A 20,192-nucleotide genomic window follows, 5' to 3' on the forward strand; every position below is an offset into this window, starting at 1 on the left:
GGGTCGAAGTGCTGTTCGTGGTCGTGGTCTAAGGATCGAAGTGCTGTTCGTGGTCGTGGTCTGAGGGCCGTCGTGATTCGAGAATAATCGTCGACGGCGAACTCGAGTCATTCCTCGCCAGTCTGGCCGTCCGTGTCGGAATCGTCGACGGTAATACGGCGCGGCTCGACGGGTTCGTCGTTCCCGCCCTTGCCGCCGCCGACTGGAATCTTCGTCTGCAACTCGCTGGCGAACGACTGGACCCGGTCGAGCAGCGTCTCGACTTCCTGTTCGAACTCCTCGACGGATCGTTCGACGTAGTGGACGCGCCGGGTCGGGATCCGCCGGATGATGTCGTGGCCCTCCTCGTCCTCGTCGGTCTTGATGATCCAGTGGTCCTGAAAGTACGCGACGTGTTCGTTCGGGATCGTCTTCCTGACGGTTCCCTCGTCCGGTTCCTCGTAGACGATCGTCGCCTCGCCGAGATCGCGCTGGATCTCGAGATCGTCGTCGACAACGTCGGTCATGGGCGAACGTGCGCCACGAGCGGGTGTAGTCATTGTGCTTGCAACGGAACAGACAGCCACCCGCCGAAGTAGTCGATGGGTTCCACGACTTCTGGCGGTGTCGACGCTGCGCATCGACCGACGCGTTCGAACGGGCCCCTCACGGACAGGAACGAACGTTTTTGGTTCGACGCCACCGACCTCGAGCCAGATGGATAGACGAGGCGACGTGGTCGACGTGACTGACGTGACCAGCGTCCAGGAAACCTACGACCGGATCGCCACCCACTTCGCGTCCACGCGCGAGTACGCCTGGCCGGAGGTGGAGGCGTTCGTCGACGAGTACGTCGAGATCGGAGACGGACACGAAGTCGGCCTCGACCTCGGCTGTGGCAACTGCCGGCACGCCGAGGTGCTCGCCCAGCACGTCGAGCGCGTCGTCGGCCTCGACGTCAGCCGCGGATTGCTCGAGACCGGTCGAAACCGCGCCCTCAAGCACGGTTTCTCGGTGGATCTCGTGCAGGGCGAGGCTGTCTCCCTTCCGCTCCGAGGCAACGCTGTCGACGTCGCCGTCTACGTCGCGACGATTCACCACCTGCCGACCAGGGCAGCGCGGGTAGCCAGCCTCGACGAACTCGCTCGGGTGCTCGACCCCGGGGGCAGTGCCCTCGTGAGCGCCTGGAGCACCGCCCACGACGCCTTCGAGGAGACCACGGGCTTCGATACAACTGTCGAGTGGACGCTCCCCGGTGGCGAGACGGTCGATCGCTTCTACCATATCTACGACCCCGACGAGTTCGAGGCCGATCTCGAGACGAGCGCGCTCGAAACCGTCTCTCTCGAGATCTCGAGCGGCAACTGCTACGCGGTGGTTCAGCTTCGTTCCTGACTCGGGTCGGCGATGGCCCGGAGACTGCCGAGAGCGAAACCGGTACCGTTTCTCCCTCCCACCGTCTCGAGACTCATATGGCCGATCTGAATCCGATCGCGAAGCGCATCCACAACGTCTCTCCCAGGCCGGTTCGACTCACCCTCGAGGACGGCACCGAGGCCGTGTTCGAGATGGACTGGGTCGAGTTCTTTCAGCAGGAGTTCAAAGCCGAAGGGAGCCGCGAGGACGAACCCGACGTCGAGTATCGGTTCGTCTCGAGCGCGGACAACGAGTCCGTCCTCGTCGGTCGCCGGGCGTCGAACGAGGAGGGAGACGAAGCGGACTGGTCGATGGTCGGACGCGTACTCGAGGCTGAGGCGGCGGACGAGTAGCGTCCGTCACCGCCCGTCGATCTCCTCGATCGTCACTCCGGCGGCCCCTGCCACGCCGTCGCGTCGTCGGCCGGGTCGTAGCCGACGACCTCGCGTGCGTGCTCGAGGTCGAGCCAGCTTCGGTCGCTCGCGCTACGGCCGTAGAAGACGTCGAACTCGCCCCGTTCGTCGTCAGTCCCGGCTCGAGCGACCTCGGCCCCGCGCTCGAGACAGCGAGCGACCTCCCGGGCGAGGTCTCGACGCGACTGCCACATGCACTTCTGACGGGCAACCTGCTCCTCGTAGGCCTCGCTATCGCGTTCGAACTCGCCCCGGTCGACGCCGCGCTCGGCGTCCCCGTAGGGGTGGTCGTACTCCGGGTCGCGAACCGAACCGATCCGAATCGCGTAGCAGTTCACCCCGTGGGCGTCCGCCGCCAGTTGTCCCATCGCTTCGCCAAAGACCTTGACGACGCCGTAGCGAGAGTCGGGCCGCGGCGGGGCGGTGTGATCTATTTCGAGGTCGTAATCCGGGCTGTAAATCTCGGGCGCGTTCTGCACCTCGTACATGCCGACCGCGTGGTTCGACGAGGCGTAGACGACCGTCTCGAGGCCCTCGTTGGCCGCCGCCTCGAGAACGTTTCCGATCGCCTGGCAACTCGCGGCGAATCCCTCGCTCCAGGCAAGCGAGTTCGACCCCGGGCCGCCGAGGAAGTCGGGCATCCCCAGGTGGATGACGGCGTCCTGTCCGACCATCGCCTCCCGGACGGTCCCGTAGTCGGTGACGTCGCCCATCGTCGTTTCGTACTCGGGGTGGGGTTCGATGTCGATCCAGGTGGGCTCGAGGGAGGGGTCGAGTTCGGACTCGAGGTGCTCGCGGAGCGCGGTGCCGACCGTGCCGTTCGCGCCAGTGACGAGGACGTTCATACGGGCTGTACGGGTGCCTCGTACAAAGCGTTCCGTGCGAGAGCCTCGATCCTGTGACTCGTAATGACCCCATCCGTCCATTGCGAATCGCCGCTCGAGTGTTGTGACTCGAGACTGTTTACCAGACAAAGCCGCTTTGTTGAAATCGTTCGAAGATGGTGATCTTTGGCTGCTGAATACAGAACATGAGTTCGGCAGAGCGGCAACTAAGCGTGGCTACTATTAGATAGATGATGCGTATGACGGTGGGGATTTGTGTGTCGCGACCGAACGGTCCGGTGTGAACCAGACCGACACCAGCGCACGATCGGAGTCGAAGTCAGAACTCGATACCGTGCGGGCCGCGGCGAGAAGCGGCCGTAAGTACCTCTCCAGAGGAGCACCGTATCTCCGGCACGGCGTCGAATCGGGTACAGTAACGGCGATTATCGGAGGGACTGGCCTCCTCAGCGGTACCCGAGCGCTCCTGGCCGGCGAGCGCGAGCGCGGGCTCGCCAGGCTCGTCCTGGGAGCCGGGTTCATGGCGGCCGCACTCGGCCAGCGCCGGTCCCATAGCCGCGGCGAGGTGCCTGACGTCGAGCAAACTGACGTGGTAGACACGTCGCCCGATCTCGATGCGGTCACCGATGAAACCGGCGACGTCGGCGAGGAAGACCACACCACCGGCGAGACGGCCGTGGAGGTCGCTGACACGTCGCCAGAAATCGAGAACGTGGAATCGGGGCTCGAGCCCGAATCTGACGCCGAGTCGGCATCGGTCGGCCAGCGCGATGTCGTCGACATCGGCGTCGAGAGCGAGGACCTATCGGAGGCAACCGAACGCGAAACGGGGGATGCCGGTGGCGAGGAAGGGGAAAGCGACGAGACGACGACCGAGGAGGACACTGACGCCGGCGATAGCACCGAAACAGAGGATATCGATCGTCTGGGAGAGGCGGCCTTCGACAGGCAGAGTCGGGAGGTCCCGGCGCCACAGCGAGCGTTCAACCAGGGCTATCTGGCCCACTCGACCGAGACGTTCTGGGGAATCCGTGCGCGCGACGACGCGGTGTTGATCTCCATCGATTACGACGCTCTCGAAGGGCGCGACGAGATACAGTACGTTGCCAGCAGTGAAATCGGTCAGGACGTCCGCGAGCTACCGATCCCCGACGCCGTTCTCAACCACTGGGACGAGGTATTCGGCGGCGGTACCGCCGTCATCGGCGGCGATGACATCCTATTCGTTACGACCGAGGATCTCGCGACTGACGGCCTGCTACGTATTCTCCCTGCGAAGTGGGCCGACGACCTGTCGACGTAACGATTCGGTTCGACCCCAAGAACCGGTTCCGCGTGAGTGTATTCAGCATAGCTGCTGAAACGTATCTCCGTCAGAGGAGTTCGACAAGACCAGTAAATCGAAATCGAAATCCGTGCACTACTCGAGTCCCGATTACTCGAGATCAGGACTCTCAAGTGTCGTTTGTGCTCGAGAGAGGGCCATCGCTTGAGAGGTGTGTCGTCCACCGGCTGCGCGGTTCGGGATTTGAACTCGATGGCAACGCGCGGTCCAGAATTTGAACCACCTGAAGACGGTCTCACTCACTCCGTTCGTGAGCGTGCGTCTTCCGTAGTTCAAATCCCATAATCGCACATTTTCTCCTCACGTATTTTCTCCTCACGTCCGTTCGTCGAAAAGTGCGCGGTCCGGGATTTGAACCCGGGTCATCAGCTTGGAAGGCTGAGGTCATAGCCGCTAGACCAACCACGCAGGCACCCGGTTGTTGGGCACCCTGGTTTAAGGGCGTTCCCTTTTCGGACGCTACTTATACACCGACCCCCCGGGATACACAAACCCCATCGATAAGGGCACGCGCGTCGAAGAATACCCCATGAAGCTTCGATCCGCCCTCGGAGCGGCCGCCGGAACCGTCGGCCTGACCGCACTCGGGAATCGCCTCCTGGCGTCCCGCGCCGGTCCCCTCGAGAACCCCGTTCCCGGCGTCGAGCGAACCTATCACTGGCGAGGGATGGACGTCCGGTACACGGTCGCCGGCGAGCCGGACGCCCCAGACATGGTGCTGGTTCACGGGATCCACGCCGCGGCGAGCGGGCAGGAGTTCGCCGACGTCGTCGACGAGCTCGCTGACACCTACCGCGTGACGGTCGTCGACCTCCCCGGATTCGGGCGTTCCGACCGCCCGCCGCTCGTCTACTCGCCCGAACTCTACGCCGAGTTCATAGCGGAGTTCATCCGCGACCAGACCGAGACACCCATCGTCGTCGCCTCCTCGCTCACGAGCGCGTTCGCCGTCGACGCCGCGTCCGAGGTCGACCTCGAGCGCCTGATCCTGATCTGCCCGCTGGCCGACACCACCGAGCGCCGGCCGTGGATCCGGACCCTGTTCCGGACCCCGCTCGTCGGCACCGCGCTGTTCAACGTCCTCGTGAGTAAACCCTCGACCCGGTACTTCTATGAGCGCGACGGGTTCTACGACGCCGATCGGATCGACCCCGCGGCCCTCGAGTACGCCTGGCAAAGTGCCCACCAGCCCGGGGCGAAGTACGCGCCGGCCTCGTTCGTCGCCGGCACGCTCGACCCCGATTCCGACTTCGACCTGGCGACCGAACTCGCGGCACTCGAGACCCCGACCACGCTGGTCTGGGGGCGAGACGCCGAACTCGTCCCGCTCCGGGACGGCCGGGAACTCGCGGACGCCGCCGATCTCGACCTCGTCGTCATCGACTACGCGACGCAGATGCCCCACGCCGAACACCCGGATAAGTTCCTCGAGTACGTCTCGGCGGAGTTGCCACGGACGGATTCCTGATTCCGCATTCGTCCGGGCTCCTCGAGGGGAATCCGAACACGAACCAACCGGACCAGACCGAAGATGCTCACCGATACCCCCGGACTCCACCACGTCACGACGATCACGGGCTCGCCCCAGCCGACGCTCGACTTCTATCTCGAGACGCTCGGGTTGACCCTGTGCTGTCGGACGGTCAACTTCGAGGACATCCTCGCTCACCACCTCTACTTCGGCGACCCGTCGGCGACACCGGGAGCGGTCCTGACGTGCTTTCCCTACGGCGACGTCGATCCGGGGCGCCTCGGTGCGCCCCAGCCGACGGCCGTTGCCTTCGCGATCCCGCCGGATTCGATCGCATTCTGGCGACGGCGACTCGAGGATCGGGGCCACGAGTTCGCGGAGGAAACCCGGTTCGACGACCGCGTGCTCTCGATCACCGATCCCGACGGCACGCCGATCGAACTCGTCGAGCGGTCGTCGCCGATCGCGGAGGTCTCGCCGATCGAGGCCCGAGAAGACGGCCCCGTCCCGCCGTCCGTCGGCATCCGCGGGCTCCACGGCGTGACGCTCACGCCGGTCGACCCCTACGCGACCGCGGCCACGCTCGAGACCCTGGGGCTCGAGCGAGTCGGCCAGGAGGGGGATCGAATTCGCTATCGCGCAGACGGCACTCACGCGAGAGTTATCGATATCCTCGACCGATCCCTGCCGTACGGCCGCGAGGGGCCGGGGACGATCCACCACGTCGCCGTCCGGGCCGCGAGCGTCGACGAACTCTACGAGTGGCACGGCCTGTTTCGTGAGCGCGGGTACGAGACCTCCCGGGTGAAAGACCGCCACTTCTATCACTCGCTGTACGTCCGCGGGCCAGGCGGCATCCTGTTCGAACTCGCGACCGAGTCGCCCGGCTTCGACGTCGCCGACTCGAGTCCCGACGCGCTGTACCTGCCACCCCGGTTCGAGGCCGACCGCGAGCTGATCGAGAGCCAGTTACCGCCGGTGACGATTCCCGGTGGCGACGGGGGTGACAAGGATGAATCGGAGGTCGACGAAACCGGCGGATCAGGAGCCAACGAAACCGACGAAGCGGTGGCAGACGAAACCGATAGCCGGGTCGATCGGCCGTGACCGAGGATCGGCAACCCTCACACGCGACCGACTCGATACTCCAGGCCGGAGCGCCAGCGGGAGCGAGCCGGGCCGCCCTCGTCGTCGTCCACGGCCGAGGCGCGACCGCACAGGGGGCGATCAACCTCTTCGACCCGCTCTCGCGCCACGGCCTCGCCGTCTTCGCCCCGCAGGCGTTCCGGGGCCGGTGGTATCCGTCGACGTCGACGCCTGAAACGGGACTCGAGCCGGACGACCCCTGGCTCGCGGCGAGCGTTGACCGCGTCGAGGCGTGTCTCGAGAGAGCGACGGGTGTCGGCGTCGGTGCCGAGCGAACGGTGTTCGTCGGCTTCTCCCAAGGGGCTCGCGTCGTAGCCGAATTTTTGTGTCGAGCTCCTCGACGTTACGGCGGTGCCGGCATCCTCGCGGGAACCGTTCCTGGCTTCTCGGACGAGTCCGACGGACCGCCGGATCGCCAGTCGCGGTCTCCGTCTCGACTACCGGACGGCTCGCTCGAGGGAACTCCAATCTTGCTCGCGTTCGGCGACGACGACCCGTACGTCTCCCCGGCGGCCGCCCGAGCGAGTGCGACGGTTCTCGAGGAATTGGGTGGCGACGTCGAGGTGATGTCGACGCCGAACACCGGCCACGCCGTCAGCGACGAGGCGTTCGTCTGGCTCGAGCGACGGATCGAGACAGTTCTCGAGTCGGCGACTCGGTAGCGGGCCACTCGACGTCTACATTCCCATATCCGCTGCAGGCTCCGGAACCGGTAGCTCGTGTGGTGTCACTCCCAGGCGCTCGGCGACGTGATCGAGGGCCATGTCGAACCCGTAGTAGCGCTCCAGTTCGTCGCCCGTCGCGGTCGGTCGAACCTTGAGCATCGCGTATCCCTCGCGGTTCTGAGCGACGGCCGCCGTGGTTCCGTCGCGGTCGAACTCGAGTACCCGTTCGTCGCCCGTTTCGCTGTAGGTCGCGGTGATGCCATTTGCCTCGGCACGCGTATCGTCGGCGTCACTAGTCTCTCGCTCGTCGGCGTCACTACCCCTTCGTTTGTCAGCATCGCCATTCCCTCGCTCATCGGTCATACGACGCGATTCCAGGGCCGGGTACGCGAAGGTATCGGTTCCGGACTCCTGGACAGACCACCGACTCGTTTCGACGGTGGTATCGAATCGCGTGATAATCAGTCCTTGACGAGAGTATGGATCCCGTACTTATTCGACCGGCCCTCGAGTGTCGACCCGATGACGCGCTCGAGACTCGTTTCGCGACGCCGGTTCGTGGCCCTCCTCGGGGCGACTACGGGGTCGTCGCTCGTGGCCGGGTGTCTGGCGGAGGGAGAGCCGGAATCCGACGGGGGCCCTGAGGATGAAAGCGACGACACAACGACCGAATCGAACGATTCCGACGACGACTCCGCGACCGGTGAGAGCGAACCGGACGACCACGAATCCGATAGCGACGGCGAGACGGAAGAGGACGACGGCCAATCCAACCACGAATCCGATGCGAACGGTTATAACGAGGACGGCGACAGCAATGGAACGGAGAAAACGGATGGCTCCGACGAAACGGCCCCGGCGGTCGTCGACGAGTTCGTCTTCGAGGCTCGGACGTCTCACTTCACGGGGCTCGAGCCGTCCGCCATCGCCGACGAACGGAACCCGACGCTTGTGCTCACTGAAGGGGAGCGGTACACGATCACCTGGCACAACGCAGACGGACACGTACACAACGTCGAAATCCGGGATGAAAACGAGGACGTCGTCCAGGACTACCGAACCGAGCCGACGGACGCCGAGTCCCAGTCGCTCACGTTCGAGGCGACCGCGGATGCGGCGGCGTACGTCTGCGACCTGCACGACTCCTGGGGCCAGCGCGGGTCCATCGATGTCGTTTCCGACGGTGGCGGCGCGTAGCTGGTGCTCGAGGTTTGGTGAACGCGCACGCGATCATGTTGTTCACGCGAGAAAACGTACCCGGACACGAGAGTACGGTAATTACGAGATGTACGAACAGCGAGCGCGACCGCAAGCGTACTCGAGTCGGTCACCGCCCAATCCGAAACGGGACGGCCGTCCGAACCGATACCCCTAACTCGTTCGTCACGAACTGCCACCTGTTCGCAGCCGTGACCGCCACCGACGACCGATCGGCCTACCAGCACCTCGCGAGCCTGCGGGCTCCGCGGTCGGCTGCCGGCCGCTGGGCGCTCTGTTCGGCGGTCGCCTTCCTGTACAGCTGGTACGTCGCACTCGACCTCCACGGTGCCGCTCTCGGCCGTCCGTTCGACGGCGTCGTCGTCGATCCGTCGGCCCTGGCGAGCGGGCTCGAGGTCGTCGCGCTCGTCGTCGGCGCGTTCTTCGTCGTCGCCGTTCCCCACGAGCTCCTCCACGGCGTGGTCATGCGCCACTTCGGCGGCCGACCGCACTACGGCGTCCGGACGGCCCGGTTCGGGATTCCCTACGCCTACACCGAGACGCGAACCGACTACGGCCGCAACCAGATGCTTGCCATCCTGGTCGCCCCCGTCGTCGTCATCTCGGTCGTCGGATTCGCGCTCGCGGTCGGCCTGGGCGCTCGATGGCCCCTCGTCCTCCTCGCCGCCAACGTCGCGGGATCCGTCGGGGACTGCTGGATGGCCAGCCGGCTGCTCGAGTACCCCGAGTGCGTTCGCGTCGGACCGGCGCCTGCCGATGGGGGCGGAGACGAGGACGAAGACGGCGACGGAAACGAAGACGGGGATGAAGACGAATTCGGAGCCAGGAACGAGAACAGGGACGGAGCACTTGCAATATACGGTCGTTCTACAGGCTCACAGTCGAGGCCGCCCGCTCGAGTCGTCCACTCCTTTCTCGTCGGAACCGTCGGAACGGTCATCGTACTCGCGCTGGCACTCGTCCTCCTCGTGTTTGCCTCGCTCGCCTTCGATTCGGGTGCCGTCGTACTCGCCGACGGCGACGGGAACTGGCTCCTCTTCCGTCACGAACCGACGGCTGACCGTGGCGTACTGATCGAGGTCGGCCACCGGGTCGTCGCGGCGCTCGGAGCGGTGGGTGGAGTCCTCTGGCTCGGCGTCGGCAGGGGACTCGAGGCACCACGTTGAGCTCGAATCGAGTTCGACGATCGACCATCACTGGAGTCTGCGCGAGCGTTGGGGCACTCAGACCAGCAGAGAACTGTTCACGACAGGTCAGACCTATACAGACCAGCTCAAACCAGCTTCTTGACGAGTCCGTAGGCGGCGTCCCGGAGGCCGTCGGGAAGAAAGCGCGCGTAGAGGCCGTACTCGGCGAGCGGGCCGACCGGATACCGGGCTGGCGGCTCGGGACACGTTCCCGCGTGGACGACGGCCGCGGCCACGTCCTCGGGCTCGGAGGCCAGCGGCCCGCCACCGCCGACGAGTTGGCTCTCCTCGATAATCTCGTAGAGCGACTCGTACGCCGGCGTTCGGTCCTCCGGCACTTCCTCCTCGACCCGCTCGGTGAACGAGGTCTCGACCGGCCCGGGTTCGATCACCACGACGTCGATCCCGAAATCCTCGACCTCCGCACGGAGCGCGTCGCTCATCGCCTCGAGCGCGTGTTTCGACCCCGAATAGGGGCCGGTTCCGGCGAAGGAGAGACGACCGAGTACGGAGGAGACGTTGACGATCCGGCCGGACCCCTGCGCTCGCATGTGCGGAAGCGCCGCGCGAGCGAGGCGATGTGGGCCGTAGACGTTCACGTCGAACTGGTGGTGCAGGTCGGCCGTCGACGTGTCCTCGATTGGCCCCATCTGGGCGTAACCGGCGTTGTTGACCAGGCAGTCGATCGCGCCGCCGATGTCGACCGTTCGCTCGACGATGCGAGCGACCTGGTCGGGATCGGTGACGTCCAACTCGAGGGTCTCACAGCCGGCGTCGGCGAGGTCCTCGATGTCGGCCGTGTCGCGAGCGGTCGCGACGACCCGCCAGTTCTCGTCCAGGAACGCGCGGGCGGTCGCCCGCCCGATTCCGGACGAGCAGCCGGTGATCAGGACGCATCGCTTTCGCGTGTACCCTTCGGCGTCTCGAGCGGCTTCGTCCGTCCCCGGGCGGGACGCGCCTTCGTTCCGGTCGATACCCTCGCGGTCGGCGGATGGCTCGTCGATGGCCACCCCGTCTGCGTCGTCCGCCGCTGCCTTCGTCATAGGAGACTGATTCGAGCGAGGGGGCCTAAGTATCGACGGTTTGTCGCGCTGCGTGGAATCGCACGGCCGAGGACGCACTTGAGCGATAGAGGATTCGGGCGTGCGAGGACGGACTCGAAGCAGGCGAGGACGGACTCGAGGCGAAAACGGGCGACCCCGACGAACTTTTATCGCTGCCGACACGAGAGACGGTAGCTGTGTCGCCGACTCTCACATCACTCGCTGCGGGCGTCGTCTTCGGAATCGCTCTCGCCGCACCGCCCGGCCCGATGAACGCGATCATCGCCGAGGAGAGCGTGCTTCGAGGCTGGGGTGCCGGATTCAGGGCCGGCCTCGGGGCGATGATCGCCGACGTGCTCTTTCTCGTCCTCGCGTTCGTCGGCGTCGTCGCCGTCGTCGAACGCTACGGCGTCCTCCAGTCGGCGCTCTATCTCCTCGGGGGCGTCCTCATGCTCGTCTTCGCGGTTGGCGCCTGGCGGGAGGCCCGCGGCGACGCGTCGTTCACCGACGACCTCGAGTCGGGAGCGACCGGCTTCCAGAAGGCGTTCGTCCTCGCCGCGACGAACCCGTTCCAGATCGGGTTCTGGCTCACCGTCGGCGTCGGCCTCATCAAGCCGGGGACGCTCGACGTGCTCGCCCACGTACCCGGAATTGGTGATGCGCTCGCCGGATCGTTCGTCGTCGAGACCGGGAGTTTCGCCCTCCTGGTCGGCTTCTTCGGTGGGATCGTCCTCTGGATCACGACCTACCCCGCGGCTCTGGCTCAAGCGGGTCGACGCGTCGACGCCTTCGCCCCCGCGGTGGCTCTCGTGAGCGGAATCCTCCTCGCTGGGTTTGGCGTACTGTTTCTCGGCCTCGGCGTGATCGGACTCGTGTGAGAAGGGTGTCCGTCGTTCCGGTTGGAACAAGCGTTTATAGGCTCCATCGAGAAGGAGGAAGCGATGAACCTCGGATTCGGTGCGATCAATCCGATCCAGTCGACAGTCCCGGACTGGCAGGCTATCGTGGTCGCCCTGCTCACCCAGCTCGGCGACGTCTGGTTCGTCGCCGTCGTCCTCCTGGGGCTGTACTGGTTTCACCCGTCGAAACGTCGCGAAGTCGCCACGCTCGCCGGGGTGATGCTCGCGGGAATCGGTATCTACCGCGGCTTCAAGGCGCTGTTCGCGATTCCCCGCCCGGACGAACCGCTCCGGGACCCGGAGACCGTCTCGACGATGGTCCAGCCCCTGTACGAGGCGACGGCGACCGCGACCGGGTACGGGTTCCCGAGCGGGCACGCCACGACGAGCACGATCCTCTACTTCGGCCTGGCGGGCGTCCTCGCCGTCGGAAGCCGACGGACGCGATACGCCGCTGCCGCCGCCCTCGTCGCCACCGTCTCGGCGACTCGCGTCGTCCTCCGGGTCCACTACCTCCAGGACGTCGTCGCCGGCGTTGCCCTCGGACTGACGCTGCTGGCCGGGACGTACCTCGTCCTCTCTCGCGTCGACACCGACGAACCCGCAGCGACCTTCGGACTGGCCATCCTGTGTAGCGGATTCTACCTGCACACTAGCGCCGCCGAACCGGACGCGATACTCCTGGCCGGAGCCACCCTGGGTGCGTTCGTCGGCTGGCAGGCGACCCGTATCGACGGCAGCCGGATTCGGATGACGCCGTTCGGTCGCCCCGTCTCGAGTCGCGCGCTGATCGCGGCGCTGTCGCTGGGCGCGGCACTCCTCGCCGTCGCGACGGTTACCCGGGTGCCCGCATTGGCCACGAGTCTCGTTGCGGGCCTGTTCACGGCGTTTGCGATCAGTGCACCCGTCGTCCGACCTTCGAGCCTCGAACGCGTCATTCCCGCGTGATCTGGGTTGATCACTAGAGAAAACATATAGTGGGTGGCGAATAACTGGCTATCTGAAGGTATGGTTTCGTCGAGCACCCGTCTCGTCACCAGTCTCCTCTTCGTCTTCGTCGTGACCACGGCCAGTGTCGTGGGGATCGTCGCCGGAACCGCGGTAGCGGTGGCCACGGAAGACGACGACATCGACGGCTCGAGCGTAGGTACGCTGCTCGAGTCGACGACTCTGCCAGTCGACGAGTTAGACGACGATCTGGACGACGATATCGAAGAGACGAACGAGACGGTCAATGAGACGACGGACTCGGACGAAAACGTAACTGACGGAAACGTAACCGATGAAAACGTAACCGACGAGAGTGAGAACACCACCGACTCCGTCGAAGACGAAACTGACGAGACAACCGACACCGACGACGCAGTCGACACCGACGAAAATCTAACCGACGATGTCGATGGGACGGCTGAATCCGACGAAACCGTGACCGACGATGGAGACGACGTGGTTGCGGACTCGAGTGACACGCTCGAAAACACGACCGACGGAACTACTGAGACAGTCAACGACACGACGGCCTCGACGGAGATGGTAGTCGAAACGGCAGAAAGCACTACCGAAACCGTCGAGGACACCGCGAACGAAACAGTCGATGCGGTCGAGGACACGGCTGACGAGACGGTCGACTCGATCGAGGACACGACTGACGAAGCTACCGAAGCCGTCGAGAACACGACTGACGAGACGGTCGACGTGGTCGAGGACACCACGACTACCGACGCCGTGACCGAACTCGATACCACGACCTCGGCCACACTTTCGGGCACTCGCCTGCTCGAGACACGACTCGACGCCGATGTGAGCGTCGATGCGTCCACCGATGACGCGAAATCCGATGACGACGCAGACGAATCGCTCGAGGGAACTGAGACGGCGCTCGACGGGGAAACTGAGGGGAACGAAGCCACCGAAGGGAACGAGCATCGAGACGATGACGCCACGACCACCACCGACGATAGCGGGTCCGGATTCGGCTCCGCTTCGAGTCCCGAGACGCAACATGCCGTCAACGGTGTGCTCGTTGGGTTACTCGGCGCGGTAGCCGTGTCGGGAATGGGGGCTAGCGCTGGTGCTGGTGTCGGTGCCGGTGCTGGCGCCGGTGCCGGGAAGAGCACAACGAACGCCGTCGCCAGTTGGACTGGCAGCCAGCCTCGTCGATTGCTGACTGCGCTCCGGGACGCCCTCCCGGTCCCGGTCGAGGCGCTGGCCCTCCTCCGGTACAGCCGGTACGACGACTCGGATCCGCTCGAGAACGACCACCGACGAACCGTCTTCGACACGATCACCGAGGAGCCGGGACTGTACCTCTCGGCACTCAGCGACCGGAGCGGCGTCGCCCTGTCGACCGTTCGCCACCACGTTCGGGTGCTCGAAGACGAAAACCTGCTCACCTCGGTCAAAGTCGGCGGCAAGCGACGCTACTTCCCGATCGAGGCGGACGGTGCGGACGGGATGGACGGAGTGGGCGGGACGGACGGGGGCGACCACGAGCGATACGCCATCCTCGCCGAACCGGCCCGCCGACGGGTGCTCGAGGAGCTGGCCGTACTCGAGCACGCGTCCAACGGACGCCTCGCCGAGGCGCTCGACCTCGATCCGAGCACCGTCTCCCACCACCTCACGACGCTCGAGGAGGCTGGCTTCGTCGTCCGCGAACGAGATGGCCGGGCCGTCCGTAATCGACTCTCCGAGGACGCCAGATCGGCCCTGCTCGAGGCCGAAGTCGACGCCGACTCGAGCGATACTGCGTCGACTCCGGCACCGGCGGACGACTGACGTTTCGCGTGCTCGCGGGCACGCACAGCCGCGGTGTCCGTCGGTTTCCCCGAAAGGGTTATCCGGGGCTCGGTCGTACCGGGGCCCAATGATCGTGCCTCGAGGACCGGGAGGTGAGACGCCGTGGAGCTGATTATCACGGAGAAGGACAACGCGGCGAGACGCATCGCAGAGATTCTGAGCGGCGAGTCCGCCGACGCGACCCGCGAGAACGGCGTGAACGTCTACGAGTGGGGCGGCAAGCGCTGCGTCGGGCTGTCGGGTCACGTCGTCGGCGTCGACTTCCCACCGGAGTACTCGGACTGGCGGGACGTCGAACCCGTCGAACTCGTCGACGCCTCGATCGAGAAGACGCCCACGAAGGAGAACATCGTCGCGACCCTTCGCATCCTGGCCCGCCAGGCCGACCGCGTGACCATCGCGACCGACTACGATCGCGAGGGCGAACTCATCGGCAAGGAGGCCTACGAGATCGTTCGCGAGGTCAACGAGGAGGTACCGATCGATCGGGTTCGCTTCTCCTCGATCACGGAAAACGAAGTCCAGAGCGCCTTCGCAGAACCCGACGAGATCGACTTCAACCTCGCGGCGGCAGGCGAGGCGCGCCAGATCATCGACCTGGTCTGGGGAGCCGCGCTCACCCGGTTTCTCTCGCTGTCGTCGGGCCAGCTCGGCAACGACTTCATCTCCGTCGGGCGAGTGCAGAGTCCCACCCTCAAGTTGATCGTCGACCGCGAGCGCGAGATCGAGGCCTTCGACCCCGAGACCTACTGGGAGCTGTTCGCCGACCTGATCAAGGACGACGACCCGTTCGAGGCCCAGTACTTCTACCTCGACGAGGACGATAACGAGGCCGAACGTGTCTGGGAGGAATCGGCCGCCGACAGCGCCTACGACACGCTCTCGAGCGCCTCCTCGGCGACGGTCACGTCGGTCAACGCACGGACGCGAACGGACACGCCGCCGGCGCCGTTCAACACGACGCAGTTCATCCGCGCGGCGAGTGCCATCGGCTTCTCGGCCAAACGCGCCATGTCCATCGCGGAAGACCTCTACACTGCCGGGTACATCACCTATCCGCGGACGGACAATACCGTCTACCCCGACGACCTCGAGGCCGAGGAATTGCTCGACTCGTTCGTCGGCCACCCCGTCCTAGGCGAGTCCGCCGAGAACCTGCTCGAGGGCGACGGCGACCTCGTGCCCACAGAGGGCGACGAGGAGACGACCGACCACCCGCCGATCCACCCGACCGGCGAGATTCCGGCCCGCGGCGGCGACGTCGACGAGGACGAGTGGCGGGTCTACGAACTGGTCGTCCGCCGGTACTACGCGACGGTCGCCGAACCGGCGATCTGGGAGCACCTCAAGGTGGTCGCCGAGGCCGACGCCTGTCAGCTCAAGGCCAACGGCAAGCGCCTCGTCGAAGCGGGCTACCACGACGTCTACCCGTACTTCAACACCTCCGAGAACTACGTCCCCGCGGTCGACGAAGGCGAGGAACTCGCCATCGGCGACGTCGAACTCCAGGAGAAGGAGACTCAGCCACCGCGGCGATACGGCCAGTCCCGGCTCATCGAGACCATGGAGGACCTCGGCATCGGGACGAAGAGTACCCGGCACAACACCCTCGAGAAGCTGTACGACCGGGGGTACATCGAGAACGACCCACCGCGACCGACCCAGCTCGCGATGGCGGTCGTCGACGCAGCGGAGAACTACGCCGACCGGGTCGTCAGCGAGGAGATGACGGCCCAGCTCGAGGCCGACATGGACGCCATCGCGACGGGCGAGGCCACCCTCGAGGACGTCACCGACGAATCTCGTGAGATGCTCGAGGCCGTCTTCGAGCAGCTACGGGCCTCCCGCGACGAGGTTGGCGATCACCTCCGCAAGTCGCTGAAGGCGGACAAACGCCTGGGTCCGTGTCCCGACTGCGGTGAGGACCTGCTCGTTCGCCGGAGCCGCTACGGCTCGTACTTCGTGGGCTGCGACGGCTACCCCGACTGCGAGTTCACCCTGCCGCTCCCCTCGACGGGCAAGCCCCTGATCCTCGAGGAGACCTGCGACGACCACGACCTGCACGAGGTGAAGATGCTCGCCGGTCGCCAGACGTTCGTCCACGGCTGTCCGCTGTGCAAGGCCGAAGAGGCCGGCGAGGGGCCGGTTCTGGGTACCTGTCCGGAGTGTGGTGACGAACACGGCGGCGAACTCGCGATCAAGACCCTCCAGAACGGCTCGCGGCTGGTCGGCTGTACCCGCTACCCCGATTGTGAGTACTCGCTGCCGCTCCCGCGCCGGGGCGACATCGAGGTCACCGACGAGCGCTGTGACGAACACGACCTGCCCGAACTCGTCGTCCACAACGGCGACGAGCCCTGGGAACTGGGCTGTCCCATCTGTAACTACCGCGAGTTCCAGGCTCGAGAGGCCGAGAGCGGGTCGGCCCTCGAGTCGATCGAGGGAATCGGCGCCAAGACCGTCGAGAAACTCACCGCGGCCGGGATCGAGTCGATCGACGACCTGCTCGAGGCCGATCCGGAGACCCTCGCCAGCGCGGTCGAGGGCGTGAGCGAGGATCGCGTCCGGACCTGGCAGACGGCGGCCTGAGACGACGGACCCGAGACCGGTCAGTGCGGCAGTCACGCCTGCTGCCCCGGTTCACTCTTCTCGACGAGGCGACGTCAGTAGCGTCCCATCACCTCGAGCCGTCGGGTTCGGCGACCAGGAGAGTGAAGCGGGTCGGCTGTAGCATACTCGAGCCGTCGACGGTGTTACCGGAAAACGAACCCAAAACATATTGGCCGTGAGATTTTGAGGGGTCCTGCTAATGAGGTGACTGCGGGGAATCAGAAGCAACTACGCACGGTGTGTCACCATCCGTCGCCGCTCCGTTGACATCGGTTTCACCCGACGAAGCGGCGAAACGGCAGCTCTCGACGGTGAGGACGGTTCGACTCGCCCTCGAAAAAATTTCAAACAGGCTCGCTCGAAATGGCCTAAACCTATCAAATAATAGACTTCTGGTCGCGAGATTTATCAACTAGAGCCACCATTTGTGACGCGTGCCTGCAATCGAAGACGAGAACGGGGTGATCCTTCCGTGAGCGACGAGCCCGAAGTTCTCGTCGTCGACGACGAGTCTCGTCTCGCCGATCTCTTTGCGGCCTGGCTCGGAGCGGACCGTCCCGTCGCCACCGCTTACGACGGCGAGGAAGCCCTCGAGAAGATGACCGACTCCGTCGAGGTCGTGCTCCTCGACCGTCGCATGCCGGGGCTCTCCGGCGACGAAGTCCTCCAGCAAATCCGTGACAATGGATACGACTGTCGGGTCGTGATGGTTACGGCCGTCGACCCCGACTTCGACATCATCGAGATGGGCTTCGACGACTATCTGGTCAAGCCGGTCTCGAAGGACGAACTCCTCGAGATGGTCCAGGACGTATCGACACGATCCGAATACAAGAGCGACATTCAGGAGTACTACGCCCTGGTCTCGAAGAAAGCGCTCCTCGAGTCCGAGAAGGCCGACCGCGAACTTACAGATCACGAGGAGTACCAGGAACTCACAAATCGTGTCGAGACACTCCGGGACCAGGTCGACGAGACGATTTCCGGAATGTCCACCCACGACGACTTCGTCGGTGCGTTCCAAGACCTCCAGACCGAAAACTGAGCGCGTCACTTCTGCTTTCAGACCGAAACCCGAACGGTTACTCCTCGGCTGCGAACTCGAACTCGAACCTCGCGCCACCCTCCTCGCTCTCGACCGCGCTGACCGACCAGCCGTGGCCGTGGGCGACCTCCCTGACGACCCAGAGGCCCAGACCGATCCCCTCCGAACCGGTCGAGACGGACGAGTCGAAGACCTCGTTGCGGATCGATTCGGGTATTCCGAGGCCGTCGTCGGCGACGTAGAAGCCATCGACTGCGCCGTCGCGCTCAAGCCGGCCGACGCGGATCGTGAGCGGGCTCGCGTCGTCGGTCGACCCGTGTTCGATCGCGTTGCGAAACAGGTTCTCGAGCAACCGGAGCATCGGCGACCGATCGGCCTCGAGCGTCACCGACGATTCGACGGTCAGGGTCGCGTTCTCGACGGTGACGTTCTCCCAGGCCTCCCTGGCGACGGTCTCGAGGTCGATCGATTCGAGGTCACTCGCCCACTCGCCTTCGCGCGCGACGGCGAGCACGTCGGCGATGATCGCTTCCATGCGCTCGAGTCCGTCGCGAACCTGTGTGAAATCTTTCGGGGCACCCGTCTCCTCCGCGAGCGAGAGATACCCCTGGGCGACGCCGAGCGGGTTGCGAAGGTCGTGGCTGACGATTTGGGCGAACGCGTCGAGGCGCTCGTTTTGCTCGCGGAGTTTGCGTTCGCGTCGCTTCCGATCAGTGACGTCGCGAACTACCCCGACCGTGCCGCGGAAGGTGTCGTCGTCGCCGACGATCGCCGCCTGCGTCTCGCAGGGAATCCGCTCGCCGGCCTTCGTCTCGAGGATCGTCTCGAACGTCGTCGCCGTCTCGTCCGAGTCGGGCAATCGCTCGAGGGGGTGTCGGAACGCACCGTCCTGGTCCTGGCGCTCGTCGTCTGGCTCCTCGAACAGGAGCGAGTGGTGCTCCCCGAGGAGCCCTTCCCTGGTGTGGCCGGTCATCTCGACGAGCGCGTCGTTGACCGTCGTGAAGTGGCCGTCGGCGTCGACGACGTACATCCCGTCTCCGGCCGTCTCGACCAGTCGTTCGTACCGGCGAAGCGACTGGGTCTGCTGGGTGAGTTGGCCCCGGATCGCGATCGACTCGAGGGCGTAGGACGCGGTTTCGGCCACCGAATCGATCGCCTCGCGTTCGTGTTCGCTCAACGAGACGTCGGCGTATACGACGAGGACGCCGTACCGATCGTCCTCGGCCGCCAGCGGGGCGACCGCAACGGAGGTCGCCCCGCGTTCGACGGCGACCTCTCCGAACGGAATCGCCGTCACCGTCGACAGTTCGTCGAGTCCGCGGCGGATGGTGGACGTTCGCGACCGGAGCACGTACTCTAGCAGCGGGTGCGTGCCATCCCCGATCGAAAACGTTCGCTGAAGCGGCCAGTCGACGGTCGCACCGGTGGGTATCCAGGGGAGAATCGCCCGCTCGCCGGGGTCGTACTCGCCGACCCAGGCGAACAGGTAGCGATCACGGGTCGTAAACGGCTCTCGAATCGCTCGCTCGATTTCGCTCGCAGTCCGGGCGTCCGCGAGGCGACGTTTCACCCGGTTGGTGACGAGTGCGACCTGGGCCGCGCCCTCCTCGAGGTGTGCCGCGACCGCGCTGGTGAGCGCACCTGGCTGCTCGAACGTCGGCAGGTCGGTGGTGTCGTCGACGCCTTCGAGGTGGCCGTCGTGGTGATCGCCGCCGCCCGGAGCGTCGACCCCGCCGCGGTAGCCGAACACGGGCGTCCCCGGCCATCGCGTCTCGACGGTCTCGAGCAGTGACGCCACCTGTGAGACGGTCTCCACGTCGAGGACGACGACGCCGACCCGTTCGTGCTCGAGTCGCTCGACTGCTGCGGCGTTCGTCCGAGCGAGCACGACGTTGACGCTCGCGTCGGCGAGCGCTCGAGTGAGGGCGGCACGCGTTTCCAGATCGCCGCTCACACAGAGTACACGAGGGCGGTCTCGAGCTGATTGGGTGTCGGCGGTCATTCGAGAGGAGTCCCTGTGCTCGATGCGAGACTGGTATCGACGGCGAACGGGGCTGGCCGAGCGCTACTGGCGGGACTCCTCACGGTAGTGGTAACTCGTGCGTTGCGAT

Annotated in this window: 18 protein-coding genes and 1 tRNA gene; 13 read left to right on the plus strand and 6 right to left on the minus strand. The window is 65.4% G+C overall.

Annotated features, from left to right (window positions below):
• Positions 1-107 precede the first annotated feature (107 nt).
• Complete coding sequence (locus ACFQO4_RS13035; RefSeq protein WP_500261328.1) at positions 108-506, minus strand: hypothetical protein; 399 nt, start codon at positions 504-506, stop codon at positions 108-110.
• 190 nt (positions 507-696) lie between these two features.
• Here ACFQO4_RS13035 and ACFQO4_RS13040 point away from each other — a divergent pair, with 190 nt between their 5' ends.
• Positions 697-1,374, plus strand: coding sequence for a class I SAM-dependent methyltransferase (locus ACFQO4_RS13040; protein ID WP_500261329.1), 678 nt, complete (start codon positions 697-699; stop codon positions 1,372-1,374).
• A gap of 77 nt (positions 1,375-1,451) precedes the next feature.
• On the plus strand, positions 1,452-1,748 hold the full coding sequence (locus ACFQO4_RS13045) for a DUF8072 family protein (RefSeq protein WP_500261330.1): 297 nt from the start codon (positions 1,452-1,454) through the stop codon (positions 1,746-1,748).
• Between the two features lie 32 nt (positions 1,749-1,780).
• Here ACFQO4_RS13045 and ACFQO4_RS13050 read toward each other — a convergent pair whose 3' ends face one another.
• Positions 1,781-2,653 (minus strand): NAD-dependent epimerase/dehydratase family protein, encoded by an 873-nt coding sequence (locus tag ACFQO4_RS13050; protein WP_500261331.1) that lies wholly within the window; start codon positions 2,651-2,653, stop codon positions 1,781-1,783.
• A gap of 280 nt (positions 2,654-2,933) precedes the next feature.
• Between ACFQO4_RS13050 and ACFQO4_RS13055 the strand changes: the two genes are divergently transcribed.
• Positions 2,934-3,956 carry a hypothetical protein gene (locus tag ACFQO4_RS13055; RefSeq protein ID WP_500261332.1) on the plus strand — a complete coding sequence of 341 codons (1,023 nt, stop codon included), beginning with the start codon at positions 2,934-2,936 and terminating at the stop codon, positions 3,954-3,956.
• A gap of 378 nt (positions 3,957-4,334) precedes the next feature.
• On the opposite strand, the gene ACFQO4_RS13060 is transcribed toward ACFQO4_RS13055, so the two are convergent.
• A tRNA-Gly gene (locus tag ACFQO4_RS13060) sits at positions 4,335-4,406 on the minus strand.
• A 121-nt stretch (positions 4,407-4,527) separates the two neighbouring features.
• Here ACFQO4_RS13060 and ACFQO4_RS13065 point away from each other — a divergent pair.
• The 3 genes from ACFQO4_RS13065 (at position 4,528) to ACFQO4_RS13075 (ending at position 7,277) form a co-directional block, all read left to right on the plus strand.
• Positions 4,528-5,466 (plus strand): alpha/beta fold hydrolase, encoded by a 939-nt coding sequence (locus tag ACFQO4_RS13065; protein ID WP_500261333.1) that lies wholly within the window; start codon positions 4,528-4,530, stop codon positions 5,464-5,466.
• 63 nt (positions 5,467-5,529) lie between these two features.
• Positions 5,530-6,576, plus strand: coding sequence for a VOC family protein (locus ACFQO4_RS13070; protein WP_500261334.1), 1,047 nt, complete (start codon positions 5,530-5,532; stop codon positions 6,574-6,576).
• Positions 6,573-7,277: an alpha/beta hydrolase gene (locus ACFQO4_RS13075; protein ID WP_500261335.1), complete on the plus strand. Its 705-nt coding sequence runs from the start codon at positions 6,573-6,575 to the stop codon at positions 7,275-7,277. Before ACFQO4_RS13070 ends, ACFQO4_RS13075 begins: the two co-directional genes overlap by 4 nt.
• A gap of 15 nt (positions 7,278-7,292) precedes the next feature.
• On the opposite strand, the gene ACFQO4_RS13080 is transcribed toward ACFQO4_RS13075, so the two are convergent.
• Positions 7,293-7,643 carry a DUF7111 family protein gene (locus ACFQO4_RS13080; RefSeq protein ID WP_500261336.1) on the minus strand — a complete coding sequence of 117 codons (351 nt, stop codon included), beginning with the start codon at positions 7,641-7,643 and terminating at the stop codon, positions 7,293-7,295.
• A 159-nt stretch (positions 7,644-7,802) separates the two neighbouring features.
• Between ACFQO4_RS13080 and ACFQO4_RS13085 the strand changes: the two genes are divergently transcribed.
• The gene (locus ACFQO4_RS13085; protein WP_500261337.1) at positions 7,803-8,477 is read left to right on the plus strand and encodes a cupredoxin domain-containing protein; all 675 of its coding nucleotides are present in this window, start codon (positions 7,803-7,805) and stop codon (positions 8,475-8,477) included.
• Positions 8,478-8,494: 17 nt separating this feature from the next.
• A complete protein-coding gene (locus ACFQO4_RS13090; protein ID WP_500261338.1) occupies positions 8,495-9,664 on the plus strand; it encodes a DUF3267 domain-containing protein in 1,170 nt (389 codons plus the stop codon).
• A 107-nt stretch (positions 9,665-9,771) separates the two neighbouring features.
• Here the strand turns inward: ACFQO4_RS13090 and ACFQO4_RS13095 are convergent, their stop codons facing one another.
• Complete coding sequence (locus ACFQO4_RS13095; RefSeq protein WP_500261339.1) at positions 9,772-10,728, minus strand: SDR family oxidoreductase; 957 nt, start codon at positions 10,726-10,728, stop codon at positions 9,772-9,774.
• A 197-nt stretch (positions 10,729-10,925) separates the two neighbouring features.
• Between ACFQO4_RS13095 and ACFQO4_RS13100 the strand changes: the two genes are divergently transcribed.
• The 5 genes from ACFQO4_RS13100 (at position 10,926) to ACFQO4_RS13120 (ending at position 18,081) form a co-directional block, all read left to right on the plus strand.
• The gene (locus ACFQO4_RS13100; RefSeq protein ID WP_500261340.1) at positions 10,926-11,606 is read left to right on the plus strand and encodes a LysE family translocator; all 681 of its coding nucleotides are present in this window, start codon (positions 10,926-10,928) and stop codon (positions 11,604-11,606) included.
• 63 nt (positions 11,607-11,669) lie between these two features.
• Entirely contained in the window at positions 11,670-12,575 is a 906-nt protein-coding gene (locus ACFQO4_RS13105; RefSeq protein ID WP_500261341.1) for a phosphatase PAP2 family protein, read from the plus strand.
• Between the two features lie 60 nt (positions 12,576-12,635).
• Positions 12,636-14,405, plus strand: coding sequence for a winged helix-turn-helix transcriptional regulator (locus ACFQO4_RS13110; RefSeq protein ID WP_500261342.1), 1,770 nt, complete (start codon positions 12,636-12,638; stop codon positions 14,403-14,405).
• A gap of 123 nt (positions 14,406-14,528) precedes the next feature.
• Positions 14,529-17,015: a DNA topoisomerase I gene (locus ACFQO4_RS13115; RefSeq protein ID WP_500261343.1), complete on the plus strand. Its 2,487-nt coding sequence runs from the start codon at positions 14,529-14,531 to the stop codon at positions 17,013-17,015.
• Between the two features lie 493 nt (positions 17,016-17,508).
• Positions 17,509-18,081 carry a response regulator transcription factor gene (locus ACFQO4_RS13120; protein WP_500261344.1) on the plus strand — a complete coding sequence of 191 codons (573 nt, stop codon included), beginning with the start codon at positions 17,509-17,511 and terminating at the stop codon, positions 18,079-18,081.
• 37 nt (positions 18,082-18,118) lie between these two features.
• On the opposite strand, the gene ACFQO4_RS13125 is transcribed toward ACFQO4_RS13120, so the two are convergent.
• Complete coding sequence (locus ACFQO4_RS13125) at positions 18,119-20,035, minus strand: PAS domain S-box protein (protein ID WP_500261345.1); 1,917 nt, start codon at positions 20,033-20,035, stop codon at positions 18,119-18,121.
• Positions 20,036-20,192 lie beyond the last annotated feature (157 nt).

Source organism: Saliphagus sp. GCM10025334, from assembly GCF_042663485.1.
Lineage (GTDB): Archaea > Halobacteriota > Halobacteria > Halobacteriales > Natrialbaceae > Natronosalvus.

Coding starts and splice junctions, on each gene's coding strand:
- ACFQO4_RS13035 (WP_500261328.1), bottom strand. CDS start 506: ATGACCGACGTTGTCGACGACGATCTCGAGATCCAGCGCGATCTCGGC.
- ACFQO4_RS13040 (WP_500261329.1), top strand. CDS start 697: ATGGATAGACGAGGCGACGTGGTCGACGTGACTGACGTGACCAGCGTC.
- ACFQO4_RS13045 (WP_500261330.1), top strand. CDS start 1,452: ATGGCCGATCTGAATCCGATCGCGAAGCGCATCCACAACGTCTCTCCC.
- ACFQO4_RS13050 (WP_500261331.1), bottom strand. CDS start 2,653: ATGAACGTCCTCGTCACTGGCGCGAACGGCACGGTCGGCACCGCGCTC.
- ACFQO4_RS13065 (WP_500261333.1), top strand. CDS start 4,528: ATGAAGCTTCGATCCGCCCTCGGAGCGGCCGCCGGAACCGTCGGCCTG.
- ACFQO4_RS13070 (WP_500261334.1), top strand. CDS start 5,530: ATGCTCACCGATACCCCCGGACTCCACCACGTCACGACGATCACGGGC.
- ACFQO4_RS13080 (WP_500261336.1), bottom strand. CDS start 7,643: ATGACCGATGAGCGAGGGAATGGCGATGCTGACAAACGAAGGGGTAGT.
- ACFQO4_RS13085 (WP_500261337.1), top strand. CDS start 7,803: ATGACGCGCTCGAGACTCGTTTCGCGACGCCGGTTCGTGGCCCTCCTC.
- ACFQO4_RS13095 (WP_500261339.1), bottom strand. CDS start 10,728: ATGACGAAGGCAGCGGCGGACGACGCAGACGGGGTGGCCATCGACGAG.
- ACFQO4_RS13105 (WP_500261341.1), top strand. CDS start 11,670: ATGAACCTCGGATTCGGTGCGATCAATCCGATCCAGTCGACAGTCCCG.
- ACFQO4_RS13110 (WP_500261342.1), top strand. CDS start 12,636: ATGGTTTCGTCGAGCACCCGTCTCGTCACCAGTCTCCTCTTCGTCTTC.